We start from the raw sequence: 12806 nt of genomic DNA, 5'->3' as shown, positions 1-12806 counted from the left end.
TAAACGTATTAATTAAAATAACTATGGCAATTAGTGAACGAGATATTGAGCATATCTTTGAGCGTCTTCGCTCAGGTGTTGTTCCCGAACGAGGTTTGGAAGCCTTTGCCGTCGGTATTGACAAACAGCGAACTGAAATTCATCGCCAATTTCAACTAGCAGCTAATGGCGAAGGTGTGTTCAAGTTCTTACGCGGTGGCTACGGTTGTGGTAAAACTTTTATGTCCCGTCTAGCCATCCTCGATGCTCAAGCTCAAGGCTTTGCTACTAGCTTTGTTGTCGTCTCTGATAACGATTTACACTTTTACAAATTCGATGACGTTTACCGTAAAGTCGTTCAAGAATTAGGCACTAGCTCCTGTCCCAGAGGTGCTTTAAGCGATATTATCGATCGCTGGATTGCGCGTGTAGAAGATGCCCTAATTGCTGCTGGAGCAGATGAAAACAGCGACGAGTTCGATACTCTAGTGCAGCAACGTATGGAAGAAGAACTTGCCTCCCTGACAGGAGGTAAAGCTCCAGAAGATATGGCACGAGTTCTTCGTGCTATTTTTACTTTTAAACAGCAAGGTGAAATTGCTGAAGCCAGTGCCTTGCTTTCTTGGCTGGCTGGTAGTGAAAATGTGGCTGCTACTGCGAAAAAAGCCGCTGGTATTAAGGGAGATATTGCTAGCCGAGATGCCTTAGACTACTTGCACGGTATTCTCGAAATTGTTAAGGCCGCAGGTTACAAGGGACTGGTTATTGTCATTGATGAAGTAGAAACAGTATTGCGAATGCGGCATGATAGCCGTGGTAAATCTTTAAACGGGATTCGCCAAATCTGTGATGCCTCTGACCGTTACAAAGGATTATTGTGGATTTATACGGGAACACCTGAATTTTTTGATACTAAACGGGGAGTCGCTGGACTAGAACCGTTGCATGACCGTATCCAGTTTCTGGCTCCTGGTGGCTTTGCTAACCCCCGCCAACCCCAGCTAGAACTCAAACCCTTTGATGCACGCCGTCTAAAAGAAGTGGCACTCAAGTTGCGAGAAATTTATCCCACAGCTAATCGAACGGGAATTGTCAATAAAGTCACTTCAGAGTTTATTGAACGGCTAGTTACCAAAGTTACTGCTGGCTTCAAGGGTGATGTGGGAGTGGTTCCTCGCCAATTTCTGCGCCAGTTTGTCAACATCCTAGATTTAGCAGCAGAAAATGATGAATTTGACCCAATGATTGCAGAAGGTTTTGAACCCACAGATTTGAATGAAGTAGAATTGCTCATCCGAGAAGGTCGTGCTTACTTTGACGAAGAACCTGCGGATATTCAAGGTTACGCAGCAGTGGAGTTCTAGCCATGACTTCAGCCTTTGCTCGCTTTCCTCCCCGTTTACAAGCCGCTATTGTCTCCAATTTAGGCTGGTCTTCACTGCGTCCTGTCCAAGAACTAGCAGGACATGCACTGCTCGACGGTAATAATGCAATTATTCTAGCTCCTACTGCTGGTGGCAAAACGGAAGCTTCTATCTTTCCATTATTAGCAACGCTAATGGAACGCGAGCCTGAAGGAGTTGGGTTAATATACATTGCACCAATAAAAGCTTTGTTGAATAATCAAGCTGAACGCCTGGGTCATTACACTGAAATGGTTGGTCTCAGGCGCTTTCTTTGGCATGGGGATATTAAAGATTCCCAAAAGCGTGCCTTTATCAAAGAGCCGACAGCACTATTGATGACCACGCCTGAGTCTTTAGAGGTGATGCTGTTATCCGCCAAAGTTCCTCACAGTAAAATCTTTGGCGATATGCGTGCTTTAGTTATTGATGAAGTTCATGCCCTAGCAGGTACAGATCGGGGTACTCATTTGATGTCAGTTGTGGAACGGCTAGTACGTTACACCAATAACGATGTGCAGCGCGTTGGACTCAGTGCCACTGTTGGTAATCCGGTAGATATTCTGCATTGGCTCCAAGGTACATCAAAACGTTCTTTTTGCGTTGTCGATCCGCCCAAAGTTCCCTCAAAAAAGGATTTGCGCGTTTACCTGCGTGATACACTAGGCGCGATCGCTCAAGATGCCAGTCATTTAGCGCAAAGTAAGAAAAGCCTGTTTTTCTGTCAGAGTCGGTCATTGGCTGAAGAAATTGCTGAACGGATGCGTAACCGAGGTACAGATGTCTTTGTTCATCATAGTTCTGTTTCGCTAGAAGAACGAACAGCGGCTGAAGAGCGTTTTCATAAAGGATCAAATACCAGCATTATTTGTACTTCGACTTTAGAGTTAGGCATTGATGTTGGCGACCTCGATTTAGTATTGCAAGCTAATGCACCTTCTACTGTCTCATCCTTTCTTCAAAGGCTGGGGCGTACTGGCCGAAGGACGGGGCAACAAGCTAATACGACATTTTTCTGTGAAAATATAGAGACAGTATTGCAAGCGATCGCCATCATTGAACTAGCTAGAAAAGGCTGGGTTGAATCCATACCAAATCAAACACGCGCATGGCCCGTACTTGTACATCAGCTACTAGCACTTACCCTACAATTCGGTGGCATTAGCCCAGAACGTTGCTGGGAGCAACTCTCAGTAGTTCCTGATTTTTCTGGCATAACCCACTCAGAATTTGAAATCTTGATCAAATACATGATTCAGGAGGATTACCTGTTTCTAGCTGGCGGACTACTATCAATGGGGGAAAAAGCAGAACGAGTATTTGGGCGCAAAAACTTTATGGAACTCTACGCAGTTTTTAGCAGCCCAGTAATGTACAAAGTACAAACACCAGCAGGTTACACTATTGGCTCCCTAGAGCAATCGTTCGTTGATAAATTAGTTGCAGACATGAGTTCATTCCTGCTCAGTGGTCGAGCTTGGACAGTTATGCACATTAACCATGAAGAACGCACAGTTAGAGTTGTTCCTGCTCCCCGTGGTAAAAAACCAAGCTGGGGTGGCTTTGCTCCACAACTACTAGGTTTTGAACTATGTCAGCAAATTGCGGAAATACTGCAATCAGAAAGTACTATTCCTTACATTGATGCTAAAACACAAGTTGTGTTAGATGAGTACCGTTGTGACCTCAGATCATTAATAGCAGGAGCTACATCAAGCATTCAGCTAGAAACAGATCGGGCGCTGTGGTGGACTTTTGCAGGTGGACAAATTAATCACACCCTCAAGTACGGCTTGCAATTTCACCATGATTGGAAGATTATCTCTGATAACTTCAAGTTAAAAATTGAAGGCGATAGCGTTGGTCATGCCACTTTAAGTTTAGCGATCGCCCAGATGAGTACTCCTGCCTTCTGGGAAAATTCAGCTACCCAACATTTCATTCTTTCGCAGTTACCAGAATATCGTTTAAGTAAGTTTCAGCGGGCGTTACCAGAAGTATATTCTCTCGAGATGGTTAGCAATTATTTGCTAGATACGCCAGGAGTAATTAAATTTTTCGGCTTTTCTGATTAATGGAATAAATTTTGGTTCCTATGAAGGGATAAAAAATTAAGTAAATGTACGTTTAAAGTCATAATACTGCCAAAATACGTAACTTGGCTGTAAATGTTGCGACTTAAATGGGAACAATAGATACAGATGTTCAGATAAACTACTGTGGCATACAGCTTATGAAGATTGACCCATGACAAAAGAGAATTTTTTTTCAGACCATTTATTTCATCTAGCCGAAGAGCAAACAATCAACACAGCCCAGAAAGCCAAAGAACTTAAAGCTCAAGCGGAGGAAGCAGCCAATATCCAAAAACTATGGGAAGATATTACCACTTTTATGCAACATGGATGGCTGTTCCATATTTTGGACATTATGGACAAGCAAGATTTGCTCTTGAAAAAGATGAAAGTTGATAACCATCCTACTATTTCATACTTAGAAGAAATTTACCAGTTTACTCAAGAACAAGCTACGAAAATAAAGCCTTACAACTTTCCTCGCGATTTACAAAATGCTTGCGATGCTGCTAATCTACCTTTAGATCGTGATAGTGCTCATCCAAACTACAAATTTGAAAATGGGTTTTTTCAGCTTCACATAAACGATCAAAAAAGAACTGCACGGTTAGGCAATTATGAATCTGCAAAACTTTGGGAATTACCTGCTGATATTGAAGCCATAGTTGAAGCAATAAAACGCGAGCATAAAAGAGTTTTTGGAAGAGAATTTGACCCGAAAGCTTTTTTAAAAAAACTACGAAAGCAATATTTGGAAATTATTAAGAAGGATAAATTTTCAGATGGAAGTAGTATTCCTGTTCGACATATAACACGTCAGCTATCAAGAAATGAAAAAGGATTTCGTACTGATGAATTTTTGATAGATTTATCGCGTTTAGTTGAAAAAGGTTTAATAGAAATTGGTGGTGTAAGGCTGGAACTACAACATACAAAGGACACTAACCAAGGGCTACTTCTTCATATAGAAACTAAACGTTATATAGGCTTTATATTATTTAACAAGATATAATATGCAAAGACAGATTGCTACCCAAATCGTTGAATCTTTACGTAAAGGTATTCCTCCTGTACGAGGTGTAGATAAATATTCAGTAGGTCATGAAAAATTAATTGAAGGTATAAAAAAGTATCACTTCAATGGCATAACAGAGCGAGGTATTATCCGTTTCATAAGCGGCTCTTGGGGTACTGGAAAAACTCATTTTTTTAGATTACTAAGAGAAATTGCTTTTCAAAACGAATGCTTAGTTTCTAATGTACAGTTAAATGCAGATGATACCGCATTAAATAAATTTGAGAGAGTTTTTTATTCAATTATTCGTAGTATTTCTACACCAGACTATTTTTCTGAAAATACTTTTTATGAAAATGCTCCTTTTGGGAGGGTGCTGCAAGAATCTCTAGCTTATCTTGCTACTGGTAAGCGCTCGAGTAGCAATATATTTTCTTATGAAGAGTATGTCAAAGCTAGAGAACTTCTCATGCTAGAGCGCAGTATCGATATAGATTTTAAGAAAATGGTTCAAAAATATTGGGAAACTTTTTTACCTGAAGCACCCGATATAGCACTCCAAGAGCAAAATCGGTCTGAAATTCTCCAATGGTTTAGTGGAGAAGGTAGCCTTGCTATGTATCGCAGGCGATTTGAAGTCAACAAAATAGTAAGTAAAGAGAATGCAAAAATTATCTTGCAATCTTTAGCTGGATTTGTGAGGCTTTCTGGCTACAAGGGTTTAGTAATTTTATTTGATGAGGCAGAACAAGCATATTCTATAATGAGAAAATCTTCGTTAAGAGATGCTCATAATAACCTCTTATCTTTAATAAATAATATTGAGTCTCTTAACGGTTTATTTCTTGTATATGCAACAACACCAGACTTCTTTGTAGATGCAAAACATGGGATTATTATTTACGGTGCTTTGCAAGGAAGGATTGGCAAACCAGAGCAACGCAAACCACGAGCTTTAGACTCTATCTGGAATTTAGATGAAGTAGACACAGACTTATCTAATTACCAAACGGCTGCGGAAAAAATTTGTAATATTTATGCAACTGCATATCCAGAAGCCGCAGCGGAATTACCTTCTGAACCAGAAATTGATATTTTTGTTAAAGACTTGTTTGATATCCATCCTACTTATAGTAGTGTACGTTTCTGGCGAGTTCTTGTGACCGCTTTAATTGCCCACTTGGATGATTATCAGGATGGAGAAATCAGAACAGTAGAAACCATTCATGGCGATGTCATGGATCGGCTGCGGGAGGATTAATTTAATGAATGTAGAGGTGCAGCGAGTTATTGAATCTCTTCGTTTAGGAATTCCTCCTGATGGCTATGTGCGTTATTTTACAGTAGGCAGGATATCAGAGATTGCTGAACTTACAGTAAGGCTTCAACAAAGTAAATCCGGCGCACTGTTATTAAAAGCCAATTATGGCTCCGGTAAAAGCCACCTATTAAGATTTATCCGTGAAACTGCTTTAAAAGAAGGTTTTGCAATTAGTTCAGTGACGTTGGATGCAAAATCATCTGTTCGCTTCAATCGTATGGATCAAATTTTGGGCGCAGTATGGCGGGGTTTGGAAATACCTCATGCTAGTGGTAAAGGTGCTCGTCCATTTTTTGATTTTGTTTGTGAGCAAGTGTATGGAAGCAAAGGTGTAGCAGGAGAACAATGGCAAAGAATAACAAATAAAGATAAATGGGATTTTTCTCAAGTTCTTGATTCGCCTGCTAATTTTATTGCTTTACGTGCTTGGATTAGTGGCAGATGCGACAAGAATATTGTTGAAGATTGGTTATTTCAAACAGGAAAATATACAACAAAACAAATTTACCAAGAATTAGTTTATAAAACTCGAATGTGTTTTAGGCATGAACTTGCACTTACTAATACTGTTAAGTGGCAGAACTATACAACTAATTCAATAATATTTAACTTTAAATCTGATGCTTATGCACAATGCTGGTTTACACTAAGAGATATTCATACCCTTGCTTGTGCTGCTGGGTTAAAAGGATTAATTATACTTTTTGATGAATTTGAAGATGTACTATCTAATATTAGTAGCATTGAGCATCAAAAAGCAGCTTTTCAGAATCTATTCCAATTTTTTTCTGGTAATCGCTTTCAAGGTATGAGCTTTTTTGCTGTTACACCAGAATTTGTATATAAGTGCAAACAACGCCTCTTAAATAAAGGACATTGGGATTACGATTATTCTCAATTTGACAGACTACCTACCTTTGAGATGAGTCCACTTGAAGAGGATAATTTACAAGAATTATGCCGGAAAATTAGCGCAATACATGGTATCGCTTATGGTTGGGATGTAAACTCAGAAACTATTGAATTAGGGCTTAATTCTGTAGTTAAGAGAGTAGCCTCAATAGCAGTTCAAGACCGTACTCGTCAAACAATTAAAGCAATTGTTCAATTTCTAGACGAACAGCTAGAGGAAAATGAATGAGTGGAATTGAAATATTAGAACGAGTAGTTGCTTCTGCTTTTTACGGACGTTTTGCTACACTTCGCCCAGTTCAGGAAGCTGCTATTGAGCCGTTAATTAAGGGTAGAAACGTTGTATTATCTTCAGGTACAGGTTCTGGTAAAACAGAAGCTGTTTTAGCACCGTTACTAAGCCGTTATTGGAGACAAGCTGCTAAAACTGGAGCTTTGACAATACTCTATATTGCACCAACTAAAGCACTTGTTAATGATTTAGAGAAAAGACTTCTTCCTCCATTAGATAGGCTAGGACTTCGCATAGGGATACGCCACGGCGATCGCGATGATTTGGCATCTGGGCATACACCGCACGTTTTAGTAACAACTCCTGAATCGTTAGAAGTTTTACTTTTCCGCAAAGATATCGCTTTGCAAACTGTTCAAGCTGTTGTTATTGACGAAGTACATCTTCTATACAACACACAACGAGGTTTACAATTATCTATTCTTCTGCAACGACTCAAAAAAACTTTAGAGCACGATTTGCAATTGGCAGCGTTATCGGCGACAGTTGGACGACTACAAGATGTGCGGGACTTCTTATTTGGTTCTGAGAAAAGTGCCGATTTTCTTGAATTTCCATCTCATCGTTTAATTGATGCCTATGTTCAACATATTGTTGATGAAACAAGTTTCTTACAGTTAATCCGCAAGCTAATCAAAGGAAGTTCAACTAAACTTTTGATTTTTGTGAACTCACGCCGAGAATGCGAAAGATTAGCGAGCCTTTTAAAATATGAAGAACGTTTATGCCCTTTTATATTTACTCACTACTCGTCACTTTCATCAGAAGTGAGGATTGAGACAGAGCAACAGTTTTTAGCTGCAAGAACGGCAATATGTATAACAACAAGTACACTAGAACTAGGTATAGATATTGGTAATATTGATGCAGTCATTCTTTGGGGTGTTCCAGGTGGAGTTGAATCTTTTTTGCAAAGAATTGGCCGTAGTAACCGTCGTCAAAATAAAACAAACGTTATCTGTTTAATACCAGATGATTCTCAGAATGTAACAATTGATACGTTGCGTTTTCTAGCATTAATTGACGCAGCTAAGAAGGGAGAATTACCAATTCGCGCTCCTTATGAATTATTTGGAGCTATAGGTCAACAATGTCTAAGCGTTATTGGAGCTGATCAAGGTAGGTTTACACGTATTGCAGATTTGTGTAAATTATTTGAACACAGAAATTATCTTACACGTTCTACTATCGAACCTATCTTGGCAGAACTTGCAGATAACAATTATCTCCAGCGTCATGGTTTTAAAAACCAGTACGGTGCTGCTGAAAACCTTTATAAACTTATAGATTATCGAATGATCTATGGTAATTTTGGTTTAAGCTCTCGAATGCTAGAGCTATGTTATGGTTCACAAGTATTAGGAGAAGTGCCTGTTGATAACTTACTGAGACTTAGGCAAGGAGTTTTAGTGCGTTTTGCAGGTCAAATCTGGCGTGTACGTAAGCTATCTACAGAATGTATTATTGTTGAGCCAACGCAAGAAAAAGGCAGCATTATTGACTTTACCTATTCTGGTAAAGGTATTGCTTGTGACGCTTTTATTTGCAATCGGATGTGGGAAATTATTCACAATGAAGAACTAAGTTTTGATGTTTTATCCTCATGCTTTAAAAATAGCATAGAAGAAATGGTGATTAGTCTACGAAGGGTGTGTACATTTGAGAGTATTCCTTATAACAGTTCGCTAACAGGAATTCGCTATTTTACATTTGCAGGATACTTTATAAATAAAGCTGTAGCACTTATTACGGGGCAGAGAAATTACCAAGTAGATGATATTTCATTGTTAGTTAAATCACCTATTAATTGGCAATCAATACCAATTCATCCTCAAGGATATGAAGCTATTTTTTATTCTTTATTTGAAGTTTCTTCTGAGCAATCTATTTATCAAAATTTACTACCGTTACATCTTCAACGGCATGAATATATTCAAACATGGCTAAAGGATGATACTGTTATCAAAATATTAAATAGATTAGTTAGCTCTAGAGTAATAGAAGTTAACTTAAATATAAGTAACTGAGGTTATATAGTTGCTTTAATATATGCGGTAATTAGACTGCTGTGTTGCCATATTTTTACATAATTCAATTGAATTATGTAAAAATATTATTAGTTTATAACACGCTGACTATTCTTGATAAGCGTATTATTTAAGATTTAATTGTTGTTTTTAAAACATAAATTGTTAGTAATTTTATTTTTGCCTATATGTTTCTGTAAGAGCAGTTTCTTACCTAAACAGTTATTTTTTTCCATTTTTCACTTATATATACAAACGTGCTTGCATTATCAACAGGCAGTATGTAACTTGGCTAGTGTGTAGTTTATTTGGAGATAGGTTGAAATATAGATGTATTTGAGTTGAGCTATACCTGTACTAAACTGGCATATTTGGTAAATTATTTTTTAATTTATAAACAGTTTAGTAATACGCTAGTTTAATTCGCTTTTTATTGATGTTGTATTTCACTTGGAATTGAGTTTGATGATATGTGAAAACGTTATCTACACCCAAAAAACACTTGCCGAAAGATATGGGATTTCAATCTCTGCTTTACAAAAGTGGTATCCCTATGCCGGTATAGTAAAACCGCGAAAGCGGGGAGGATATTTTGATGCAGCAACAGTTGAGATTGCTGATGTTTTTTACGTTGCTACCAAAATTCGGCGGTTGACGTATAAGGAATATTTACAGCAAGTAATTCCTGCTGGTGGCTTAGATGCTTATTTACAAAAAGTTAATGGCTTAACCCTTTATAACTTTTTGACCAAGCATATATCTGATGAAGAAAAAAACAACCCAATTGTGCAAGCAGTAATTAGGAGAATTGAACGCAATGAAGCATATCAACAAAGTGGCAGAGACTTTGCAGGTGTCGCCTGATGTAGTACGTACCTGCTGTCGGTTGTTAGATTTAGCTTTGCAACCAAATGATACGCTTGACGAAACAATTGAACAGCAATTAGTTCAACTCAAAGAGATAGCTTCTCGTGAAGGTATGTCCCTTGAAGAAGCTGCCCAGCACTTGATTGCAATGCGCGATCGCAAATCAGAAGTAGGCGAACATAAGTTCGACAAGCGCGAGTATATTAAACAGCGATTTGGCGTAGATCCAGAACAAGCTTCTCCTGATAGCTTTGTAGGAATACTGTACCGGGATGCAGACAGGGGTATTCAGTTAGGAGAATTACGCCATAAAGTGGTGCTTGAATCTTCCACACTTGCTCTAGAAGAATTTGTTTTTCATGGCAGTAGTTCGCTTGCTGAAGGTAATACTTCCGTTGCGGCTGGTTACGACCAGGCGCAAGAGCGAATCAATTCGCGTATTGATAACGATTTTTTCGGCAAGGTGAACTGGGGGGAAGAGATTCATCCTCTGTTGGTCGGTACATCGACACCGCAGCCGAGACAGTTGAAGTCCTCGCAGCCGAAAACCGGGCAATCTCCGAAGAAATAGTAGCTCAGATGTTACCCATCTGCTATCGAATACGGGATGAGAGTTTACTTAATTTGAGAAAAACATCTACCCAAGCAGTTGGTATAAATTTACTTTCAGTAGTAGCTGGTACTGTAGTTGGGACATGGGTAGCGATTCCCCCAACGCAGGATAAACAGGAGATTTACAGCATCCAGCCAATTTTGGTAGGTGTAAGCATAGGTGAATTAGTTGGTTTGACTCTGGCACTAGTAGTTATTTGGTTTACCAGGGAGGATGTATGAGTGCAGCATTTGACTTTTTGGTTAACACTGCGGGTGGTTTGTTAATGAACTTGGGTGTTTCCGGGATGGTAGGACAGCTATTGGGAGTGGGGGCCACGCTTGCCCTGCATCCTCTGTTGCTACTTACCGGGATAGTTGTGGGTGGTGCGGGAATTGCGATCGCACGCGAGTTAAACAAGCGCCCTCAGTTGCTGTTGGTTGTTGATAATACGTGAGGGGTAAATTATGTTTACTCCTACACCTGTGCGAAATAAACAACCAAGTCGAAGAAGACAAAAGGTAAATGTCACCCTGTGGACGGTTTGTTCGACTGTTAGTGCGTTGTCTGTGATTGGAGCAGTTGCATTAATGGTTGGATGGAAGCAACAAATTCCAGGTAATCAGATATCGGAGGTACAGCAAGTAAAGGCGCAAGTTGCCCAAATTCGAGAAGTGTACTTAGAAAAGCTTTCCCGTACTGACTACAATATAGACCATCTATCCAGTTACTCCTCAGTAGAAGGTGCGCCTACTCTTACAGGCTGGCGACAGTTGGCGGCGGCATTGTGGGGACAGCAATTGCGGGGTGAAATATCCAGAATGCAAGCTAATGAGAAATCTGGGTTTTACCGCCTGCACTATATGCCAGCACTAGAGATAGTTAAGTTCAACTCGCTGGATGTTTTATTAGAAGCGGCTTCTGGAAATAATAGTTTTTACTGGGGATACCGCAAAACTGATGGTACGAAAGTTGAGGAGAAGATACCAACTGGGGCTGCTGCTGTTTTGATCTTGGGTAAATTAGAGGCGATTGATTACGCCCAGAATTTGGAATCTCAACCATCGGTCGATCTGAATCAAATGCTAATTCAGATTAGGAATGCTCAAGAACCATACTCGCTTGCACAGGCGCAGCTATTACGGGCACGGGGGTATTTAGATCCAGTAGAACAGATGGCACAGGTGGCAGACATCCGCGAGAAAATACGCCAGAAAGAGGAGGAAAGGCGAATATATCTCCAACACATGAAGAAGCAATTACCTAATCTAATTCCTAATAGAAAGCCTGTTAATAAATCAGGGGAGTGATGTCATGTATGTTAAGTTTGCTGCTGCGATAATTTGCATAGCTTTGTGTTCGCTCAATGTTGTAGCGGCAGTCAAACGTACCCCTATTCGTACTACCCTGGAAGGTTCAACTCGGACAACGGTTGAAATGATGCCATCTCCCAATTCAGAAGTGCATTGGATGAGTGCAGTTATATTTCTGGCTGGGTTTGCTTGTTTCTTGAGTTGGGGAATTTCTGACTATAACAATGCAGTTGAAGAAACAGATGAAGTTTCTGATAACTTAGGAAATTCTGGCAATCAACAACTTCATGTTGGTGTTTCTAATACTGATATTCAGCCTTCTTTAATCCCCCCAGTTTCGCCTCCTGGGATGAGATTTAATAACGAGTTTTCTGCTAAAAATGTCGTTCAATTTTCTCCTCGTTCTACTGTTTCTGGATTAGGGCGAGTAGATAGTAGTCAGTTTGTTGAAGATGGAGTGCAAAATCAACCTGGAATGTTATCTCCAGAAGAGTTTTACGCCCAACTTCAAGATGAAGATTTTTGGGAAGATACTAACTCCCAAATAAATAATAAACCCGCCAGCTAGTTAGTTAATTTGAGGTCATATTATGAGTAGAAATCAACGCCGTAATTTTGATGTTGATTATTCTGAAGGTGGAGCAATTGTGCCTGCCAATCGGTTGCAAAATATGTTGCAGCAGGTACAGCAAGGAGGAATGGTAAATCAGCAACCTAGCGTTTCTCCTATGACCACTTATGATACTCAACCAGTAGAAGTTAGGTATATTAATGCACCTACTGCTTATAAGCCGAGAGTTCCTCAGATAGAAATTCCCTATATTGAGACTTGGAAAGCACATAGGTTGCATCCACAGAATCCCTGGAGATTTGGCTGGTATCCAGTATATTTTTTATCTGATGTAATTAAATCTCCTGTGGGTGTTGCTGCTGTAGGAGTGTGGTTATTAATAATGCTGTTGAATTTTCTCCTTAATGGCAGTTACACCGGGCCAGGATATGCAGCTGGG

The 12806-nt window shown here is 39.6% G+C and carries 13 protein-coding genes; all 13 read left to right on the top strand.

The annotated features are described in order from the left end of the window. The first annotated feature begins 23 nt into the window (after positions 1-23). On the top strand, positions 24-1343 hold the full coding sequence (gene brxD, locus AACU25_RS35370; RefSeq protein ID WP_096585003.1) for a BREX system ATP-binding protein BrxD: 1320 nt from the start codon (positions 24-26) through the stop codon (positions 1341-1343). 2 nt (positions 1344-1345) lie between these two features. After that, positions 1346-3457 (top strand): DEAD/DEAH box helicase, encoded by a 2112-nt coding sequence (locus AACU25_RS35365; protein ID WP_096585002.1) that lies wholly within the window; start codon positions 1346-1348, stop codon positions 3455-3457. A 172-nt stretch (positions 3458-3629) separates the two neighbouring features. Further along, positions 3630-4469 carry a hypothetical protein gene (locus AACU25_RS35360; RefSeq protein WP_096584999.1) on the top strand — a complete coding sequence of 280 codons (840 nt, stop codon included), beginning with the start codon at positions 3630-3632 and terminating at the stop codon, positions 4467-4469. A gap of 1 nt (position 4470) precedes the next feature. Then, entirely contained in the window at positions 4471-5733 is a 1263-nt protein-coding gene (locus AACU25_RS35355; RefSeq protein ID WP_096584996.1) for a BREX system ATP-binding domain-containing protein, read from the top strand. Between the two features lie 4 nt (positions 5734-5737). Continuing rightward, positions 5738-6934, top strand: a complete 1197-nt coding sequence (locus AACU25_RS35350) for a BREX system ATP-binding domain-containing protein (RefSeq protein ID WP_096584993.1) — start codon at positions 5738-5740, stop codon at positions 6932-6934. After that, a complete protein-coding gene (locus tag AACU25_RS35345; protein WP_096584990.1) occupies positions 6931-9024 on the top strand; it encodes a DEAD/DEAH box helicase in 2094 nt (697 codons plus the stop codon). The genes AACU25_RS35350 and AACU25_RS35345 overlap by 4 nt, the downstream gene beginning before the upstream one ends. A 465-nt stretch (positions 9025-9489) precedes the next feature. Next, positions 9490-9888 carry a hypothetical protein gene (locus AACU25_RS35340; RefSeq protein WP_096584987.1) on the top strand — a complete coding sequence of 133 codons (399 nt, stop codon included), beginning with the start codon at positions 9490-9492 and terminating at the stop codon, positions 9886-9888. A 22-nt stretch (positions 9889-9910) separates the two neighbouring features. Further along, the gene (locus AACU25_RS35335) at positions 9911-10462 is read left to right on the top strand and encodes a hypothetical protein (RefSeq protein ID WP_096584984.1); all 552 of its coding nucleotides are present in this window, start codon (positions 9911-9913) and stop codon (positions 10460-10462) included. Between the two features lie 8 nt (positions 10463-10470). Then, entirely contained in the window at positions 10471-10725 is a 255-nt protein-coding gene (locus AACU25_RS35330; protein ID WP_096584980.1) for a hypothetical protein, read from the top strand. Beyond that, entirely contained in the window at positions 10722-10940 is a 219-nt protein-coding gene (locus AACU25_RS35325; protein WP_096584978.1) for a hypothetical protein, read from the top strand. The genes AACU25_RS35330 and AACU25_RS35325 overlap by 4 nt, the downstream gene beginning before the upstream one ends. A gap of 10 nt (positions 10941-10950) precedes the next feature. Continuing rightward, entirely contained in the window at positions 10951-11793 is an 843-nt protein-coding gene (locus AACU25_RS35320; RefSeq protein ID WP_096584976.1) for a phage terminase large subunit family protein, read from the top strand. A gap of 4 nt (positions 11794-11797) precedes the next feature. Then, positions 11798-12364, top strand: coding sequence for a hypothetical protein (locus tag AACU25_RS35315; protein WP_096584973.1), 567 nt, complete (start codon positions 11798-11800; stop codon positions 12362-12364). A 22-nt stretch (positions 12365-12386) separates the two neighbouring features. Further along, a partial coding sequence (locus tag AACU25_RS35310) for a hypothetical protein (RefSeq protein WP_339382129.1) occupies positions 12387-12806 on the top strand: 420 nt, incomplete at its 3' end.

Source organism: Tolypothrix tenuis PCC 7101, assembly GCF_963874875.1.
GTDB lineage: Bacteria > Cyanobacteriota > Cyanobacteriia > Cyanobacteriales > Nostocaceae > Aulosira > Aulosira tenue.
The sequence above is the reverse complement of the archived record's forward strand: the minus strand, read 5'-3'. Positions and strand labels throughout refer to the sequence as shown.

What these genes read in the sequence shown, in the direction of transcription:
- AACU25_RS35325 (WP_096584978.1), top strand. Translation starts at nt 10,722, where the DNA reads ATGAGTGCAGCATTTGACTTTTTGGTTAACACTGCGGGTGGTTTGTTA.
- AACU25_RS35365 (WP_096585002.1), top strand. Translation starts at nt 1,346, where the DNA reads ATGACTTCAGCCTTTGCTCGCTTTCCTCCCCGTTTACAAGCCGCTATT.
- AACU25_RS35330 (WP_096584980.1), top strand. Translation starts at nt 10,471, where the DNA reads ATGTTACCCATCTGCTATCGAATACGGGATGAGAGTTTACTTAATTTG.
- AACU25_RS35320 (WP_096584976.1), top strand. Translation starts at nt 10,951, where the DNA reads ATGTTTACTCCTACACCTGTGCGAAATAAACAACCAAGTCGAAGAAGA.
- AACU25_RS35340 (WP_096584987.1), top strand. Translation starts at nt 9,490, where the DNA reads ATGATATGTGAAAACGTTATCTACACCCAAAAAACACTTGCCGAAAGA.
- brxD (WP_096585003.1), top strand. Translation starts at nt 24, where the DNA reads ATGGCAATTAGTGAACGAGATATTGAGCATATCTTTGAGCGTCTTCGC.
- AACU25_RS35350 (WP_096584993.1), top strand. Translation starts at nt 5,738, where the DNA reads ATGAATGTAGAGGTGCAGCGAGTTATTGAATCTCTTCGTTTAGGAATT.
- AACU25_RS35355 (WP_096584996.1), top strand. Translation starts at nt 4,471, where the DNA reads ATGCAAAGACAGATTGCTACCCAAATCGTTGAATCTTTACGTAAAGGT.
- AACU25_RS35315 (WP_096584973.1), top strand. Translation starts at nt 11,798, where the DNA reads ATGTATGTTAAGTTTGCTGCTGCGATAATTTGCATAGCTTTGTGTTCG.
- AACU25_RS35360 (WP_096584999.1), top strand. Translation starts at nt 3,630, where the DNA reads ATGACAAAAGAGAATTTTTTTTCAGACCATTTATTTCATCTAGCCGAA.
- AACU25_RS35345 (WP_096584990.1), top strand. Translation starts at nt 6,931, where the DNA reads ATGAGTGGAATTGAAATATTAGAACGAGTAGTTGCTTCTGCTTTTTAC.